Raw genomic sequence first — 17,177 nt, 5'->3', positions numbered from 1 at the left:
GGACCTCTCGAGGGGCGCACCGTACGCGACGACGTCACGGCCGGAGAGCGGCCGGCGGGTCGGCGCCGCCTGCGGCCCGGGACCGCAGGCGGCCCCTGACCGCGGTCAGGGGCCGCCCTACGGGCGGGAACGCGCGCCAGGCCCGTCCCCGCGCCGGGGTCATCCGTTCGGCACCGGGATCCTCCACACGCTGCGGCCGAACGTCGCGGCGTAGATGGTGCGGTGGTCACCGGTGATCTTGATGTCGAACACCGGGGTGTCGGGCAGGCCGTTGCCGAGGCGCTTCCAGTTCTTCTTGTCGTTCTTGTCGTAGAAGACGCCGTAGTCGGTCGCCGCGTACAGCTGATGGCTCACCTGGTCGTAGGTGAGCATCTCGACCGGTGCGTTCGGCAGTTTCCCGCTGATGTTGTGCCAGCTGCCTCCGCCGTTCGTGGTCTCCCACACGTTCGCCGCGGTGTCGCCCTCCCGGTAGCCGGAGTAGGCGACGTACACGTGGTCGGCGTCGGCGGGGTCGACGACGATCGAGTTGACCCACCGGGTGGGCAGGCCCTTGCCGGTGAACTCGGTCCAGTGCGCGCCGAGGTCGGTCGTCTTCCACAGCCGGCCGGTGTCGGTGCCGAGGTAGATCGTGTTGCCGTCCGTCTTGGCCGGCGCGATCCAGGTGATCGTGGCGTACTGGTTGGCGTAGAACGGCCCCTGGTCGTCCTCATCCGGCGGTACGGGGCCGGTCAGGTAGTCGCCGGGCGGGCTGATCTGGGTGAACGTCGCACCCCGGTCGGTCGAGCGGTCCAGGACGTTGCCGCCGAAGTACAGCACCGACGGGTTGCTCGGGTCGAGCACGATCGGGGCGTCCGTGGTGATCCGCGCGGAGTGCCGCTGCCCGAAACGGAAGCTGTGCGAGGTGCCGCCGCTGTCCTCGTGCCGGGTGCACACACCGACCTGCGAGCACTCGTAGTAGATGTCGTGATCGCTCGGGTCGATCAGGACCTCGTGGCCGTCGCCGCCGCCGTAGGCGTTCCACTGCGACAGGTCCGACGCCCCGGCGGTGTTGGTCCACGTACGGACGCTGCCGTTGTCCTGCAGGCCGGAGGCGAGCCGGTTCGGGTCGTCCGCCGCCACCGCGAGGTGGTACGACTGGTTCCACGGCGCGTACGTCGCGTGGACCCAGGAGCCGCTCGCACCGTTATCGTCCGAACGGTAGATGCCGCCGTCGTTGCCGAGGTAGATCCGGTCGGCCACCTTCGGGTCCCACTGCATCGCGTGCTGGTCCGAATGCACGCCGTTCGAATCGGACCACGTGGCGCCGCCGTCCTTGGACTCGCGCAGGCTGACGTCCGCGCTGAACAGATGGTTCTCGTTCTTCGGGTCCACCCACATGCGCCCGAACCACCACTGGTAACCGCCCGAGGAGCCGGGCCGGCCGCCGGGCTTGAAGGTGTCGCCGCCGTCGTCCGAGACGTAGAAACCCTTGTCCGGGCCGTACGGGCTGCCGCTGACCACGTACACGCGCCGGGGGTCGTTCGGGGCGACCGCCACGCCGATCCGGCCGAGGCTCGCGTCGCTCTTCAGTCCGGTGCCCGTGGTGTCGGCCGGGTGGGTGCCGATGACGTTCTCCAGCCGCTTCCAGTGGTCGCCGCCGTCGTCGGAGCGGAAGAGGCCGGAGCCGACGCCGCCGTACACCCGCGCGCCGTTGTTGCGCTTGTGGTCCCACAGCGCGGCGTAGACGCGGTCACCGTTGGCGGGGTCGAGTGCCAGGTCGATGCCGCCCGTGGTGTTGTTCGGCGTCTTGAGCACCAGTCTCCAGCTCTTGCCGTCGGGACCGAGCCGGTAGATACCGCGCTGTCCGGCCGTGCCGGACAGGTTGCCGGCGGCCGCGACGAAGACGCGCTTCGGGTTCGCCGGGTCGACGACGATCTTCCCGATCGCGCCGCTGTCGGTGAGGCCCCACTGCTTCCAGTGCGCGCCGCCGTCGGTCGACCGGTAGACGCCGTCGCCGAAGAACGTCAGGCCGCCACCGGACGGGTTCGCCTCACCGGTGCCGGCCCACAACGTGCCGTCGGAGCCGAGCGCGATGGCGCCCATCGTCTGCGTCTGGTCCACCGGCCAGGCCGGGGTGAAGGTCTTGCCGGCGTCGATGCTCCTCCAGATGCCGCCGCCGGACACCGCCACGTAGAAGGTGTTCGGGTGGTTCGGGTCCACGACGAGGTCGGTGACCCGGCCTCCGACGTTGGTGGGGCCGACCTGTCCCCAGTTCCCGCCGCCGTGCTTGAGCGCCCTGGCCTGCGTGCGGGCTTGCTTGATCTGGTCCGGCTTGACGTCGTGACCGGAGGTGAACTTTTGCGTGAGGTACTCGGCCGGGGCCGTCGGACCGCCTTCTTCCTCCTCCTCTTCCTCGCCCTCCTCGCCTTCTTCTTCTCCTTCTTCTCCGCCGTCGGCGTCGTGCACGTGTTCGGCGGCGGCTTCGCCCCGCTCGTTGCCGCTCGCGTCGTTCGCCGCGGTGAGCCCGTGGACGAAGAGAGCGACGATCGCGAGGGAGAGAACGCTCGCGAGGATGAGTCTCAGGGTCGTCCCGCGCTGCCGTGAGTTCGTGGCCGCGGGTTCGGGAGCCGAGTCCGGTGCGCCGTGTCCGGTCTCGTCTGGGTGGTCGTCGGTCATTGCGCCTCCTGGCCGTGGGCGTGGTTCGCCCCGGTCAGACGGTAAAGATCGGACAGGACACTAGTCATCAGACAAATGGTGAAATCGGATGTCCGATATCGGACAGGCTTCCGCCGGGGACGCTGCTCGCCGAGGGGCCGAGGATCAGTCCTCGAGTTCGCGGCTCAGGCGGTGCAGCCGCAGCGCCAGCTGCACTTCCAGCGTGTGGTCCGGGCTGTTCCAGTCCACTCCGAGCAGGCGTTTCACCCGGTCGAGACGCTGGGTGACGGTGTTCGGGTGGATGTGCAGCCGCTTCGCGCTGGCCACGAGGCTCTGCCCGGTCGTGAAGTAGGTGTCGAGCGTCTCCATCAGCATGGTCGAGCGCTGTTCGTCGTGCTGGATGACCGGGCCCAGCGTCCGCGCCACGAACTCCCCTGCGGACGCGCTGTCGCCGAGGAGCAGTCCGGTGTACCCCAGGTCGGCGGCGGTCGCGGCGGTGCCCGCACGGTCGAGCCGGATCAGCGCGTGTGCGCAGGCCAGCGCCTCCCCGTAGGCGGCGGGCAGGTCGGCCGGATCGTCGACCGGCCCGGCGGCGCCGACGGTGACCGGCGCCCCCAGGCGCTTGGTCATCGACCGCGCCGTCCGGCGGCCGGTCAACGACGGGTCGTCGGAGGGGATGACCAGGACCGCCCGGTCGTCCCGTACGGTGCTCAGACCGCCGCGAGCGGCCGCGAGGTCGGACGCCACGGACGCGAGGCTCTGCCGGTTCTCCGCCCGGATGTGCGCGACGACGACGGCATGCCGCTTCTGCGGCTGGTAGCCGATCCGCAGGGCGCGCTCGGCGAGTGAGGAGTACGTGCGGGGGTTGGGCGTGAGCAGGTCGTCCAGCAGTTCGCCGCGCACTCTGGCCTCCGCGGCGGCGAGGTTACGGCGGAACAGCTGGAGCAGCGAGGTGACGACGGCCGCCCGCTCGAGCAGCCGCACGTCCAGGTCGCCGACCTCGCCGGACGCGGCCGGCGGGGCCCAGGCCAGCGCGCCGAGGGCCTCGGTGCCGGCCACCAGGTCGGTGACCCAGTACGTCCCGCCGTCGACGCCGTGGACGCCGCCGCGGGCCTCGACCGTCGCGGCGGACATCGCCTTGAGAACGTCCTCGGGCGCCCCCGGGGTCCAGGCGACCGGGGTCTCGAACTCGTCGAAGATGGCGAGCACGCCACCGAGCCGATTCCCGGCGGCGGTCACGACCTCCTGCACGCCGCCGCCCCGGAGCACGATGTCCATGGTCTGGTCGAGCACGGCGACCGCTCTCTCCTGGTCGGCCGCACGCCGGCGAAGGGATTCGCCGGCCTGGCACAGATCCCGCAGTGTCCGGTCCCGTTCCTGCCTCGACCGCGCCTGCTCGATCGCGCTCGTGGCGAGGGCGGCGAAGGAGCCGAGGAGAGCGATGGCGTCGTGGGAGAACGGGCCCGGTGTGCGGTTGGAGGCGAAGAGCACGCCGATGACGGCGCTGTTGCGCAGCGGCACGCCGACGATCGACACCTGCCGCTCCGCCCTGACCGAGGCGTCGACGGCGGGGTCGTGCGTCAGCCGTTCGTCGTTGAAGTAGTCGGGCGTCGAGAACGGCGTACCGGTGGCGGCGACCCTGCCCCCGACACCGGTTCCGAACGGAATCCGGACGTCCTTCCAGGCCGAGGACGTGGCGCCGACCATCACGCGCATGCAGGTCGCGCCGCCTTCGTCGTCGTTCAGGCTGAGGTAGGCCATGTCGCAGCCGAGGAGTCGCTGTGCCTGCGCCACGATCAGAGTCAGGATGGTGTCCGGATCGCTGCGGTCTTCGGCCAGTTCCTTCGCGCACTCGACCAGCGCGCGCTGCTGCTCGTGGCGAGCGCGCTGCTTCTCCAGTGTGTCGCGGAGATGGAGGGCGAGCGTGTGTTCGGCCTGCAGATCCTCTGCCTCGGCGGGCGAGGCCGCGCCGGCGACCGCCTCGCGCAGGACCTCGTCGTAGAGGGGCAGCGGCGCCCCGTCGACGACAAGCCGGAGAAAACTGCGCCTGTTCACAACCGTTCGCTCCCGTCGACGCGGGCTCGTCCACCGGTCTCGTCCGAGGATGCCGACGCCGTCGGCCGCCGCACGGTCGGTGAATAAGCGCATAGTCACTGAGTAGGATTCCCGTGTCAAGGCTCGCCGCGAGCCGGGACCGGACCGCGGGCGACGTCCGGCGGAACGCCCGCGAGCGCATCGTCACCACGCCCCGGACCCGAAGGAGGCGAGAGTCGCGGATGGCCAGACGGCAGGCCCGGTTCACCGCACAGGAGCTGGCGGACGACCCCCGGCTGCGGGACCACTCTTCCGGCCTCTGGAGAGAGGGGCTCGGAGACGTGCAGCGCGGCCTGCTGACGTCGGCGGTGCGGTGCTTCGCCGCGAACGGTTTCCACGCCACGACCACCCGCGACATCGCCGAGGGCGTGGGGCTCAGCCCGGCGGCGCTGTACGTCCACTTCCCGTCGAAGGAACTGGTCCTGTTCGAGATCGTACGGACCGGTCATGAGCGGGTGCTCACGAGAGTTCAGGACCCGGCCGTGCTGAGCGCGCGCGGCGACGGGCCGGCGGACCGGCTCCGAGCCGTCATCGCGGAGTACACCGCCTGGCATGCCCGCCACCACGTGGCGGCGCGCGTCTGCCAGTTCGAACTGCGCGGACTCACGGCAGGGCACTACGACGAGATCCTGGAGCTGCGCCACCGGACCAACGCGTTCTTCCGCGACACCGTCGCCCGCGGCGTCGCCGACGGGTCGTTCGCGCAGGTGGACGTCAAGCGGGTCACGCGGGCGATGCTGTCGCTCAGCATCGACCTCGTCCGGTGGTACCGGCTCGGCGGTTCCGACTCGCCGGAGGAGCTCGGCGAGTTCTACGCCGGCCTCGCGCTCAAGATGGTCGCCCGGTAGGGCTCAGCAGGCGACGGGCCGTTCCCCAGATGCCCCGGCGGAAGAGCAGCACGATCACGATGAAGATCAGGCCGGTGACGATCCCGGTCTCCTCGAACCCGGCGGTCGCCAGGAAGTCCTGGAGCTGGACGACGACGGCCGCGCCGATGGCACCGCCCCACAGGGTGCCGATGCCGCCGAGGACGACCATCATCACCGCCTGCCCGGACGTGGTCCAGTAGACCCCGTCGAGCGAGGCGAAGCCGTGGCCGATGGCGAACACGCCCCCGGCCATGCCGGACAGCGCGGCGGACAGGACGAAGGCCAGGAGCCGGTACCGGTCGACGGGGTAGCCGAGGGCACGCGCCCGTGCCGGGTTGTCGCGGATGGAGACCAGCACCCGGCCGAACGGCGAACGGACGATGCGCCAGGCCGCGAACAACCCGGCGAGCACGAACGGCAGGCCCGCGTAGTAGAAGAAGAACGGCTCGGACAGGTCGAGGCCGAACAGCTCCCGCGGGATGCCCTGCAGGCCGTTCTCCCCGCCCGTGAGGCCCCGCCACTGATTGGCGATGAAGTAGATCATCTGCGCGAAGGCCAGGGTGACCATGGCGAAGTAGATCCCGGTCAGGCGTACCGACAGGTACCCGATCGGGAGCGCCAGCAGCGCCGCGAACGCCGCGCCCCCCACGATGGCGACCGGGAAGGGCAATCCGGTGTGCAGCGCGATCAGGCCGGTGCAGTAGGCCGACCCGCCCCAGAACGCCGCATGGCCGAACGACAGCAGCCCGGTGAAACCGAGCAGAAGGTCCACGGCCGCGGCGAACAGCGCCCAGCACGCGATGTCGAGCGCCACCGGCGGATAGATCATCCAGGGCAGCGCGAGGGCGACGAAGACCCCGATCACCAGGAGCAGCGGCCCGGTCCGGCCCGAGCGGGCCAGCCTGAGAAGGATCAACGCGACGCCTCCTCGCGCCCGAACAGCCCGGCCGGGCGCCACAGCAGCACCGCGGCCATGAGGATGAACACCAACGTCTGCGACAGCCACGGGACGTAGTAGTTGCCGAGGGCCGACACGATCCCGACCGCGAACCCGGCGGCGACCGAGCCGAACACCGAACCGAGCCCGCCGATCACGACCACGGCGAACACCGTGATGATCAGGTCGGAGCCCATCAGCGGTGTGACCGCCCGCATCGGCGCGGCCAGCACCCCGGCGAACGCGGCCAGCGCCACGCCGAAGCCGAAGACCGGGGTCACCCACCGGCCGACGTCGATGCCGAGCGCGCGGGTCAGCTCGGGCCGCTCGGTCGCCGCCCGGACGATCACGCCGACGCGCGTGCGGGTCAGCACCACCCACACCGCGGCGCAGACCACCACCGACACCGCCAGCACGAACACCTGGTAGGCGGGGTAGGTGAACAGCCCCAGGTCGACGGTGCCGCTGAGCGCCGACGGCCTCGGGTAGGGCTGGGAGTCCGCCCCGTACTCCCGCTTCATCAGGTCCTGCAGGATCAGCGCGAGGCCGAAGGTGAACAGGAAGTTGTAGAGCGGGTCCAGCGGCGTCAGCCGCCGGACGAACAGGCGTTCCACGACGATGCCGGCCAGGCCCAGCAGCGGCGGGACCAGCACGAGGGCCACCCAGAAGCTCAGGCCGAACGAGTCGAGCGCGATGAACGCCCCGAAGGCGCCGAGCATGTAGAACGCGCCGTGGGCGAGATTGACCACGCCCAGCATTCCGAAGATGACGGCCAGGCCGAGGGCGAGCAGAGCGTAGAACGCCCCGCTCACCAGCCCGTTGAACGCCTGCTGGAGCACGCCGGCCGCCTACAGGTGGCAGGACGGGTCGGGCTGCTGGAACGCCTCCGACGCCGGAATCGTCTTGAGGACCTTCACGTAGTCCCAGGGCGTCTTGACCTCGCTGGAGGGCTTCACCTGCGAGAGGTACGCGTCGTGCAGCAGCAGATGGTCCTGGGCGCGGATGGTGGCGTCGCGGGCGAAGGCGTCCTCGAACTTGTGGCCCTCCAGCTGCTTCACCACGTCGGCGGACTTGTCGGTGCCGGCGCGCTGCACGGCCTCCAGGTACTGCAGTGCGGCCGAGTAGTTGGCGGCCATGTTGGCGGTGGGACGCTTGCCGGTCCTGGCCTGGAACTTGTCGGCCCAGGCGCGGCTCTTGTCATCGAGGTTCCAGTACCACATGTCGGTGTAGCGGCTCCCGGCCAAGGCGTCGGGGCCGAGCGAGTGGATGTCGCTGAGGGCCAGCAGCCCGACCGCGAGGCCGACGCCCTTGTCGCGCAGCTTGTACTCGTTGTACTGCTTCACCAGGTTGACCAGGTCGCCGCCCGCCTGCATCGTGCCGAGCACCTGCGGTCTGGGGTTGAGGCCGGGCGCCTTGAGCAGGAAGGTGGAGAAGTTGTCGTTCGGGAAGGGCGTCGGGTCGCTCTTCACGACGCTGCCGCCGGCCGCCTTGATGGCCGCCGCGAACGTCTTCTGCATGTCCTGCCCGAACGCGTAGTCGGGATAGACGATGTACCAGGACTTGGCCCCGTCCTTGGTCACCTCGGTGCCGGTGCCGTGGGCCAGCATGTAGCTGTTGTAGCCGTAGTGGAAGGTGTACTTGTTGCACTGCTTGCCTTCGAGCTCGGTGCTCGCGGCACCGACGTCGATGAACACCTTCTTCTTGTTCTTGGCGATGGTGGCGACGGCGAACGCGGCGGACGAGGTCGGCACGTCCAGGATCACGTCGGCCTTCTGCCGGTCGTAGAGCTCCTGCGCCTTGGAGTTGGCGATCTCCGGCTTGTTCTGGTGGTCGGCGGCCTTCACCCCGATCTTCTTGGCCACCGCCTTGTCGCCGTACTTGGCCTGGTACTCGGCCACCGCCATCTTGACGGCCTCGATCGTGCTGCGGCCCGAGGTGTCGGCGTAGACGCCGGACTGGTCGTTCAGCACGGCCAGCACCACCTCGCCATCGCTGATCTTCCCTCCGCCGCCGCCCGGTCCGCCCGCGCACCCGGCCAGCAACAGCCCCGCGGCGGCCAGGACGCCGCTCCAGCCCGTGATCCTCATGTTCAGGCGTCTCCTCTGTCGCAGATCTCGGCCGTCATCAGATTCCGAGGTAGTCGAGCAACTCGTCCTCGCGTTCACGGACCTGGTCGTTGTCCAGCGATTCGACGATCCGGCCCTCGGCGAGCAGGTAGTGGCGGTCGGCCACGGTCGCGGCGAAATGCACGTTCTGCTCGATGAGCAGCACGGTCACGCCGGCCGCCTTGACCTCGCGCAGGATGTCGCCGATCCGCTGGACGATCAGCGGCGACAGTCCTTCGGTGGGCTCGTCGCACAGCAGCAGCCGGGCACCCGTCCGCAGCACCCGTGCCAGCGCGAGCATCTGCTGCTCGCCGCCGGACAGCTTCGTCCCGGGGAACCGGCGCCGCTCGCGCAACCGCGGGAACGTCTCGTACACCCGCTCCAGCGGCCACGGCTCGGGTCCGCCCGCCTCCCCGGCCTTCAGCCTCGGCGGAAGCGTCAGGTTCTCCTCCACCGACAGGGTGGCGTAGACACCTCGGTCGTCCGGGACGAAGCCCAGGCCGCGGCGGGCTCTGCGGTGGGGGCTGAGACCGGTGATGTCCTCGCCGAACAGCGAGATCGCGCCGGCCGTCCGGCCGTACGAGGCGTGCAGTCCCATGAGGCAGCGCAGCATCGTGGTCTTGCCCGCGCCGTTGCGGCCGACGAGGGTGACGATCTCACCCGCGTCGACGTGCAGCGAGACATCACGCAGGGCCTGCGCCTCGCCGTACCAGGCCGACAGCCCGTCAACGCGCAGCATGGGAGTCTCCGAGGTAGGCGGTGATGACGCGCGGATCGTGCCGGATCTCGGCGTACGGGCCCTCGATGAGCACCTTGCCGTGCTGCAGGACGGTCACCCGCTCGGCGAGGCTGGCGACGACGTTCATGTTGTGCTCGACCAGGACCACGGTGCGGCCCGTGCGGATCCTGCCGATGAGCTCGATGGTGCGGTCCACGTCCTCGACGCCCATCCCGGCCGTCGGCTCGTCGAGCAGGAGCACCTGGGGGTTCAGCGCCAGGGCGAGCGCCAGTTCCAGCGCGCGCTTGCTCCCGTACGAGAGCGAGCCCGCCGGGACGTCGCCGTGGCCGGCCAGCCCGACCTGGTCGAGCAGTTCTCCGGCGCGCCCGGCGAAGCGCGCCAGCGCCCGGTCCGAGCGCCAGAACCGCCACCCCAGGCCGGTCGGGCTCGCCAGCGCCAGCTCGACGTGCCGGCGCGGGGTCAGCTCGGCGAACAGGCTGGTGATCTGGAACGAGCGCGCCACTCCCAGCCGGGCGATGGCCTCGGGGCTGCGGCCCGCCAGCTCGTGCCCGCCGAGCCGTACGCTGCCCGCCGTCGGTTTCAGGAACCCGGTGAGCAGGTTGAACAGCGTGGTCTTGCCGGCGCCGTTCGGGCCCACCAGGGCGTGCACGCCGCCCTCGGCCACGTCCAGGTCGACGCCGTCCACCGCCCGGAACCCGCGGAACTCCCTGACGAGGCCGCGCGCCGTCAGAGCGGGAACGGACCCGCCCGGAGTGGCGCTCGCGGAGGGGGCGTCGTGCTCGCGCCTGCTCTCCATGGGCCCTCCCTACGGCCGTTCACTGGTCGCGATTCATGGCACGCTAAGTGGCGGCCGGGCCGGCGGACCAGGTGACCGGCCACACATTCAGGCCCTCCGTTATGAGGCGGCGCACACCGCGCCGGCCACCACAGGACGGGGTCGAACAGTGGCTTCCGCCACGTGGTCCGCCCCGTCGCCCGTCGAGGAGCATGGGTCCCGTTTCCGCCCCCCTGGGAGCTGCCATGCCCATGCTTCGCAGACCGTCCGTCCTCTCGGCCCTGCTGGGGCCGCTCCTCGCCGTCCCGCTGGTGATGGCCGCGCCGCCCGCGCACGCCGGCACCCGCTGCGCCCACATGAACAAGGTCCGCGTCCCCGGAGCCGAGCGACAGGTCGCCGCCTGCCTGGACGACCTCACCACCGCCGGCACGATCGGCTCCGACCACACCGACCCCGCCGACTGGCAGGGGTTGCAGTCGACGGCCACCCGGAACCCGAGCGGAGTGCCGGGCATCCAGATCGACGGCTACTTCCCGGACACCTCCACGTTCAACACCACGCACGGCTGGAACCACGACTCCCAGTTCGTGATCCGGCTTCCGGAACGCTGGAACGGCGGGCTGGTGGTCTCCGGCGCGCCGGGAAACCATCGCCAGTACGCCAACGACGTGACCATCTCCGACTGGGTGCTGGCCAAGGGGTACGCCTTCGCCTCGACCGACAAGGGCAACGTCGACGCGGAGTTCTACCGGGACGGCAGGAGGCCCGGTGACGCCATCCTGGAGTGGTACCGCCGGATGACCCAGATCACCATCGCCGCCAAGGCGACCGTCGCCCACCACTACGGCAGGTCCCCCCGCAGGACGTACGCGGCGGGCATCTCCAACGGCGGCCAGCTGGTGCGCTGGGCGCTGGAGAACCACCCCGAGCTCTACGACGGCGGAATCGACTCCGAAGGCACCCTCTGGCCGCACGATGACGGGCCGAACGCGCTGGTCTACCTGCCGGTGGCGCTGCGGGAGTACCCCAAGTACGCGGCGACGGGCGACCCGGCGGCGCACGCCGCGATGCTGAGGGCCGGGTTCGCCCCGGGCTCGGAGTTCCTGTGGGACTTCGAGTACCGGATTCTCTGGGACGGCACACAGCGCAGATACCGCGAGGAGGTCGACCCCTCCTACGACGGCGACCTGGAAGCGGGCATCCCGTTCTGCCAGAGTGGCACGCCCCGCTGCGACGCCGACTACGACTACTACCGGCGCCCGAGGAGCGTGCACCGAGCCGTGAAGCGCGCATCGCTGACCGGCCGCATCGGCAAACCGATGATCACCGTGCAGGGCACGCTGGACAGCCTGCTGCCCATCAGGGTCCACGGCGACGTGTACGACGCGATGGTCCGGTCGCAGGGCCTGGGCGCACGGCACCGCTACTACCGGATCGAGGGCGCCTCGCACCTGGACCTCGAGTACGACATGTTCCCGGACCGGATGCGACCGCTGCTCCCCTGCATGCGTACGGCCTTCGAAGCCCTCGAACGCTGGACGGCCCCGGGCGGCGGCCAGGCGCCTCCGCCCAGTGCCACCATTCCGCGCCAGACCTCCGGCGACGTGGCCAACACCTGCTCCCTCGGCTGACCGGCGTCCTCCCGCAGCCTCTCAGCCGGCCGGCGGCTTCCCGCCGCTCATCTCCTCGGCCCTGGCCCGGATGAGCCGCTGCACGATGAGGGCCGCGCGTGAAGGCCGGCTGTCCTGACGCTGGGTCAGGCACAGGTGGACCGGGTGCGCGTCGCGCAGGGGAAGCCACACGAGGTCGGTGATGTCGGCCGAGGTCTCGATCCGGGCGAGGACGCCGAGCCCGGCGCCTCGGCCGACCATCACCTTGAGGGTGCGCGCCGACATCGCCTCCACGACGACATCGGGAGCCGCCACGTGCCGGTGCAGCGTCTCCCACATCACGGTGCCCGCCCGCATGGTGACGATGGGCCAGGTCTCAAGGTCGCGCCAGTGGACGTGATCGCGCCCGGCGAGCGGATGGTCCGTGCGCACGAAGACCCCGACGGGAGCGGACACGAGCGGTGTGCGCCGCAGCCCCGGCGCGGGCGGGCCGAGCGGCATGGTGATCACTCCGAAGTCCAGCTCTCCGTCGAGCACGGCGCTCTCGATGGCGGTCGAAGCCCCCTCGCGGACGGTGAACCGCAGCTCGGGGTGGTGCTCGCGCAGCCGGCCCACGACCGGCGCGATGATCGTCTCCGCGGTCACCGAGACACCGCCGATCTGGACCCTGCCACGGTAGGCGCCGCTCGACTCCATCGCCGACTCTCGCACCGCGTCCTCGGCCGCGACGAGACGGCGCAGTGGTTCGAGCAGTGCCTGGCCGGCCGGTGTCGGCCGTACGCCGTGCCGGCTGCGGGTGAGCAGGACGACGTCGAGCTCCTCCTCCAACAGCGCGATCTGCTGGCCGATGGTGGGCTGGCTGACGCCGCACCGGGCGGCCGCCGCTCGCAGCGACCCGCTCTCGACGGCGGCCAGGAGATACCGCGCCCGTTCCACCCGCACCGCGCCACTATAAAGGCGAAACCTTTCACCCATGAGCCGCGATCGCGTCTTCCTCGCACGTCGTCGGCACGGCATGGTGACGTCAACCTCTTCTCGACGTCCCCTCCGTGAAAGGCATAGCCGGTGTCCAATGGTCCGCTGAGCGGAGTACGCGTGCTGGACGTGTCGACGATCCTGGCCGGTCCGCTGGCGTCCTCGCTCCTCGGCGAGTTCGGTGCCGAGGTGATCAAGATCGAGCACCCCGTCGAGGGCGACCCGGCGCGTCTGTACCCGCCCCTGGAGGACGGCGTGTCGGCCGCCTGGCGGATGCTCGGCCGCGTCAAGCGGAGCGTCACGATCGACCTGCACCGCCCCGAGGCGGCCGGCCTGGTCGGCCGGCTGGCCGCGGCGGCGGACATCGTGGTGACCAACTTCCGGCCGGGAACGCTGCGCCGGTACCGCATCGACTTCGACGACCTTCGCGCGTACCGGCCGGACCTGGTGATGGTCCACGTGAGCGCGTTCGGCCGCACCGGGCCCTACGCCGACCGCCCGGGGTTCGCCCGCGTCGCGGAGGCCTTCGCCGGCCTGACCCACCGCACGGGCGAACCCGGGCGTCCGCCGGTCTTCGCGGGCTACCCCGTGGCCGACGGCGTCACCGGCATCTACGCGGCGTTCGCGGCCCTGCTCGCCCTGCGTCAGCGAGACCTCACCGGAGAGGCCCAGCTGGCCGACATCCCCCTGTACGAGCCGCTGTTGCGGATGATGGAGGACTTCGTCGTCGAGTACGGCGCGACCGGCGAGAGCCGCGAACGCCAGGGCAACGAGAACCCGCACATCAGTCCCAACAACCTGTACCGCACCCGCGACGGTCGCTGGCTGGCCCTGCCCGCCTCGACCGAGCAGATGTGGCGGCGGCTGGTCAAGGTCATGGACGCCGCGGACCTCGCCGTCCACGACTCGATGAACGCGCGGCTGGAGCACCGGGAGGAGATCGAGACGCGCGTGGCCGCGTTCGTGGCGGCTCACGACCTCGACCCGCTGATGTCGCTGCTCGTCGACGCCGGCGTCGCCGCCGGGCCGGTGAACTCGGCGGCGGACGTCTGCGCCGATCCGCACATCCGGGCCCGCGGATCGGTGGTGGAGGTGCCGGACGAGACGGGCCGGCCGCGTCTCATGCAGGCTCCGGCCGGCCGCTTCTCCGGCTTCGAGGGCACGGTCGGCCGCGGCGCGCCGGCCCTCGGCGAGCACACCGCCGAAGTCCTGCGGGAACTCGCCGGGCTCACCGAACCGGAGATCCAAGACCTGCGCCACCGAGGAGTGGTCTGACCGAGAAAGCGAGCCCACGACCATGGCAACCCTCTCGATCCTTGTCCTGATCGCCCTCTTCGCCGCGACCCTCGTCCCCGGGTTCGACCTGGGGCTGGCCGCCCTGGCCGCGGCGTTCCTCCTCGGCCTCGCCGCCGGTGTGCCGGCGGACACGGTGACCGGGTTCTTCCCGGGCGACTTCTTCGTACTCATCGTCGGGGTGACCGCCCTGTTCGCCGCCGCCCAGCTCAACGGGACCCTCGACTGGCTGCTCGACCTGCTGCTCCGGCTCGTCGGCGGCCGCACGGTGCTGATCGTGCTGGTTCCGTTCGTCGTCGGCGCGGTGCTGACCGCGCTCGGCACCCTGCCCGCCGCCGCGACCGCGATCGTGTCCCCGATCGCCCTGGGCTTCGCCGCGCGGTACCGGATCTCACCGCTGGTGGCCGCCGTCCTCGGCATCACCGGAATCATCAGCGGACTGCTGTCTCCGCTCGCCGTCTACGGCGTCACCGCCCGCGAGCTGAGCACGAAACTCGGCATCGGACTGCCCGGTTCGGCACCGGTGACCTTCCTGTTCGGCGGCCTGCTGACCGGGGTGGTCGTCTGCGCGGCGTGGCTGGTCGTCGGAACGCGCAACGGCGCGGTGCCGCCCGGCCGGGTCTCCGCCCCGTCCACCGCGACCGGGTACGCCACCGCCGGGCCTTCGGCCGCCGAGCGCGGGACCCCCGTGACGTCACCGGCGGGCCGCGCACCCGGCTCCGGGACGGCGACGGCCGTCTCCACCGCGCCCGAGGCGACGCGGGAGCGGCTCGGCGCCCGGGCTCTCACGGTGCTGTGCCTGCTCACCGTCGTCGTCCTCTCGGTCGGCTTCGACATGAACGTGGGCTACCTCGGCCTGACCGGGGCACTGGTCCTGCAGGTGGCGCTGCGGCTGCCGGCCGGCGCGATCGTCTCCCGAATCCCGTGGAACGTGGTGCTGCTGATCGGCGGCCTGCTGACCTATGTGGGCCTGATGCAGCACCTGGGCGCCTTCAAGAAGATCAGCGATCTGCTCCAGGTGGAGGGAGCGCCGATGCTCAGCCTGCTGGTGCTGTGCTACATCGCCGGGGTCACGTCCTTCGCCGCGAGCTCCATCGCGGTGTTCGTGACCGCCATGCCGCTCCTGCCGCCGCTGGTGGCCGACGGGGTGTCCCCCGTCGGCGGCGTACTCGCCCTCGCCCTGGCCTCGGTCCTGGTCGACATCAACCCGCTCGGCATCACCGGCGGGCTGATCCTCGGCGCCGCCGAGCCGTCGGCACGGCCCCGCCTCTTCCGGCAGCTGCTCGCCTACGGATCCGCCTCGATCGTCGTCGCACCCGCCTTCGCCTGGCTCGCCTTCGGCTGGTGGTGACCACCGGAAATCGGCGCGGGGTGGAGCCGGAGATCGGGTGAGGACGTCGTATCCATACTCCGCTTTCCAGCGGGCCATGAACGGATGGGGAGGCCACGATGACCGGCGGCGCGTTCTGGTCCCAGCCGAGCGGCCCACCGCCGGCGACCTTTCCCGTCACGCAACTCGTCGTGAGCGCCGCGGAGAAGAGGCGGGTGTACGCGTTCACATCCATCGCGGTCGTCCTGATCTTCGTGTTCGGGCTCGTCGGCATCCTGACGTACCAGCAGCAGCTGGGGATCCTGGGGCATACGGGTCCGAAGGCGGTGGCGTGGACCGCGCTCCCCGGCGTCGTCCTGGTCGTGCTCCTGGTCTCGGGAGTCCGGCGGTTCAACGCGCTTCGTCTGCGGCGCCGCGGCCACCCGGCGTCCCTGACCCTCTCCCCTGCGGGGCTGCTCATCGAGTCGGCGGTGTATCCGCTGAGCCTGCCCTGGCCGGAGGTCGTCTACATCCAGCCCCAGGGCGCCGGCGAATGCACGGTCCCGGCCCTGGATCCGGACCGGCGGCAGGTCCTGTTCTTCGACGTTCCCGCCGCTCAGGTGGCCGAGGCGGTCGGCTTCCACTCCGGAGGGCGCACCACGCCGCGCGTCGTCCAGGTCGGCCAGACCTCCACCGGCCTGCGGAACCTCGCCAACACCTACAAGCGAATCTAGACGCCGGCGACCGGGAAGGTCCTGCCGGGAAACTTCAGCACACGAGCGCATGACGGCGGCCTCGGTCTCTTCGGCGATCAGGTGAGCGTTCACCGCCGCCGCAGCCGCGGCGGCGGTTTCAGACTCGGCCCGCCGTCCTGTAATCGGGACGTCCGAGATTTTCGATTTCCCAAACGCGCGAAGCGCGCGACGGCCGGGGAACGGCGTGGTCCGGGTGTTCATCAGGAGGCCGCGCGAGTGCTGGTCGTCAGTTCGGAGAAGCGGCGGGCGCGTTGTCGTCGGCATCGGCGGTGGCCGCGTTGTCCCGCTGGGCCTCGATGTCGGCGAGACGCTGCCGCAGGGTGGCGGTCATCAGCTCCCACGCGTCCGAGCCGAGGACGAGGCGATGCGGCGGCTCGGTCGAATCCGCGGCGCGGATGATGGCGGCGACCGTGTTCTCCTGGCTGTCGGTCATGTCTTCGACGGGGATGGGCTCGCGGTCGGCGGGCCCGCCGCGGTACGGCGCGCTCACCGGCACCCGGGTGGCCGCGTCGAAGAAGCCCGTGCGTACCATCCCCGGCTCGATGAGGGTGGTACGGATGCCGAACGGCTCGACCTCGGCGGCCAAGGAGTCATAGAAGCCTTCGATGCCCCACTTGGTGACGTGGTACATCGAGAAGGCGGGAAACGTGATCTGGCCGCCCATGCTGGACATCTGCATCAGGTGCCCGCCGCCCTGAGCGCGCAGGTACGGCACCACGGCGCGGGCGAGCTGGATCGAGCCGGTGAGATTGGTCCTGATCATCTGGTCGATCTGCTCGTCGGTCAGGTCCTCCGCGGTGGCGAACACGCCGTGGCCGGCGTTCGAGACGACGACGTCGATGCGGTCGTGCACGGTGAACGCCTCGTCCACGACGGCACGCAGCCGGGCCGTGTCGGTGACGTCCAGCGCCCGCACCCACAGCCGGTCGCCGTACCGCGCGGCGAGGTCGTCGAGTTGCCCGGGCCGGCGCAGCGTGGCGGCGACGCGGTCACCGCGGGCCAGCAGCCGGCCGGCCAACTCGCGGCCCATACCCCGGGAGGCGCCGGTCACGAACCAGGTCTTCGCCATGATCAGAGTCCTT

At 70.9% G+C, this 17,177-nt stretch carries 14 protein-coding genes; 5 read left to right on the top strand and 9 right to left on the bottom strand.

Annotated features, from left to right (window positions below; translation table 11 throughout):
• Positions 1-159 precede the first annotated feature (159 nt).
• The gene (locus tag OG417_RS22135) at positions 160-2,655 is read right to left on the bottom strand and encodes a WD40/YVTN/BNR-like repeat-containing protein (protein ID WP_329259194.1); all 2,496 of its coding nucleotides are present in this window, start codon (positions 2,653-2,655) and stop codon (positions 160-162) included.
• 144 nt (positions 2,656-2,799) lie between these two features.
• Positions 2,800-4,689, bottom strand: a complete 1,890-nt coding sequence (locus tag OG417_RS22130; protein WP_329259191.1) for a helix-turn-helix domain-containing protein — start codon at positions 4,687-4,689, stop codon at positions 2,800-2,802.
• Positions 4,690-4,910: 221 nt separating this feature from the next.
• Here OG417_RS22130 and OG417_RS22125 point away from each other — a divergent pair, with 221 nt between their 5' ends.
• Positions 4,911-5,576 (top strand): TetR/AcrR family transcriptional regulator, encoded by a 666-nt coding sequence (locus OG417_RS22125; RefSeq protein ID WP_329259189.1) that lies wholly within the window; start codon positions 4,911-4,913, stop codon positions 5,574-5,576.
• Here the strand turns inward: OG417_RS22125 and OG417_RS22120 are convergent.
• Genes OG417_RS22120 through OG417_RS22100 form a run of 5 tightly spaced genes read right to left on the bottom strand, consistent with a single transcriptional unit; the run spans position 5,557 to position 10,174 of the window.
• On the bottom strand, positions 5,557-6,513 hold the full coding sequence (locus OG417_RS22120; protein WP_329259186.1) for a branched-chain amino acid ABC transporter permease: 957 nt from the start codon (positions 6,511-6,513) through the stop codon (positions 5,557-5,559). The two genes, OG417_RS22125 and OG417_RS22120, sit on opposite strands and share 20 nt — an antisense overlap.
• Positions 6,510-7,373, bottom strand: coding sequence for a branched-chain amino acid ABC transporter permease (locus OG417_RS22115; RefSeq protein ID WP_329259182.1), 864 nt, complete (start codon positions 7,371-7,373; stop codon positions 6,510-6,512). Before OG417_RS22115 ends, OG417_RS22120 begins: the two co-directional genes overlap by 4 nt.
• Before the next feature lie 9 nt (positions 7,374-7,382).
• Positions 7,383-8,621: an ABC transporter substrate-binding protein gene (locus OG417_RS22110; RefSeq protein WP_329259179.1), complete on the bottom strand. Its 1,239-nt coding sequence runs from the start codon at positions 8,619-8,621 to the stop codon at positions 7,383-7,385.
• 37 nt (positions 8,622-8,658) lie between these two features.
• Positions 8,659-9,378 (bottom strand): ABC transporter ATP-binding protein, encoded by a 720-nt coding sequence (locus OG417_RS22105; RefSeq protein WP_329259176.1) that lies wholly within the window; start codon positions 9,376-9,378, stop codon positions 8,659-8,661.
• Positions 9,365-10,174, bottom strand: coding sequence for an ABC transporter ATP-binding protein (locus OG417_RS22100; RefSeq protein WP_329259172.1), 810 nt, complete (start codon positions 10,172-10,174; stop codon positions 9,365-9,367). The genes OG417_RS22105 and OG417_RS22100 overlap by 14 nt, the downstream gene beginning before the upstream one ends.
• Before the next feature lie 224 nt (positions 10,175-10,398).
• Here OG417_RS22100 and OG417_RS22095 point away from each other — a divergent pair, with 224 nt between their 5' ends.
• The gene (locus OG417_RS22095; RefSeq protein WP_329259169.1) at positions 10,399-11,784 is read left to right on the top strand and encodes a tannase/feruloyl esterase family alpha/beta hydrolase; all 1,386 of its coding nucleotides are present in this window, start codon (positions 10,399-10,401) and stop codon (positions 11,782-11,784) included.
• A 21-nt stretch (positions 11,785-11,805) separates the two neighbouring features.
• Here the strand turns inward: OG417_RS22095 and OG417_RS22090 are convergent, their stop codons facing one another.
• Positions 11,806-12,705, bottom strand: a complete 900-nt coding sequence (locus OG417_RS22090; protein WP_329259166.1) for a LysR family transcriptional regulator — start codon at positions 12,703-12,705, stop codon at positions 11,806-11,808.
• 123 nt (positions 12,706-12,828) lie between these two features.
• Here OG417_RS22090 and OG417_RS22085 point away from each other — a divergent pair, with 123 nt between their 5' ends.
• From OG417_RS22085 to OG417_RS22075, 3 genes are all read left to right on the top strand, one after another.
• Positions 12,829-14,013 carry a CaiB/BaiF CoA transferase family protein gene (locus tag OG417_RS22085; RefSeq protein ID WP_329259162.1) on the top strand — a complete coding sequence of 395 codons (1,185 nt, stop codon included), beginning with the start codon at positions 12,829-12,831 and terminating at the stop codon, positions 14,011-14,013.
• A 22-nt stretch (positions 14,014-14,035) separates the two neighbouring features.
• Positions 14,036-15,382, top strand: coding sequence for an SLC13 family permease (locus tag OG417_RS22080; protein WP_329259158.1), 1,347 nt, complete (start codon positions 14,036-14,038; stop codon positions 15,380-15,382).
• 98 nt (positions 15,383-15,480) lie between these two features.
• Positions 15,481-16,074: a hypothetical protein gene (locus OG417_RS22075; RefSeq protein ID WP_329259154.1), complete on the top strand. Its 594-nt coding sequence runs from the start codon at positions 15,481-15,483 to the stop codon at positions 16,072-16,074.
• 247 nt (positions 16,075-16,321) lie between these two features.
• Here OG417_RS22075 and OG417_RS22070 read toward each other — a convergent pair whose 3' ends face one another.
• Positions 16,322-17,164 carry an SDR family oxidoreductase gene (locus tag OG417_RS22070; protein ID WP_329259151.1) on the bottom strand — a complete coding sequence of 281 codons (843 nt, stop codon included), beginning with the start codon at positions 17,162-17,164 and terminating at the stop codon, positions 16,322-16,324.
• Positions 17,165-17,177 lie beyond the last annotated feature (13 nt).

Origin of the sequence: Actinoallomurus sp. NBC_01490 (assembly GCF_036227085.1) — a bacterium.
Lineage (GTDB): Bacteria > Actinomycetota > Actinomycetes > Streptosporangiales > Streptosporangiaceae > Actinoallomurus > Actinoallomurus oryzae.
This window is presented reverse-complemented; position numbering and strand designations above follow the sequence as displayed.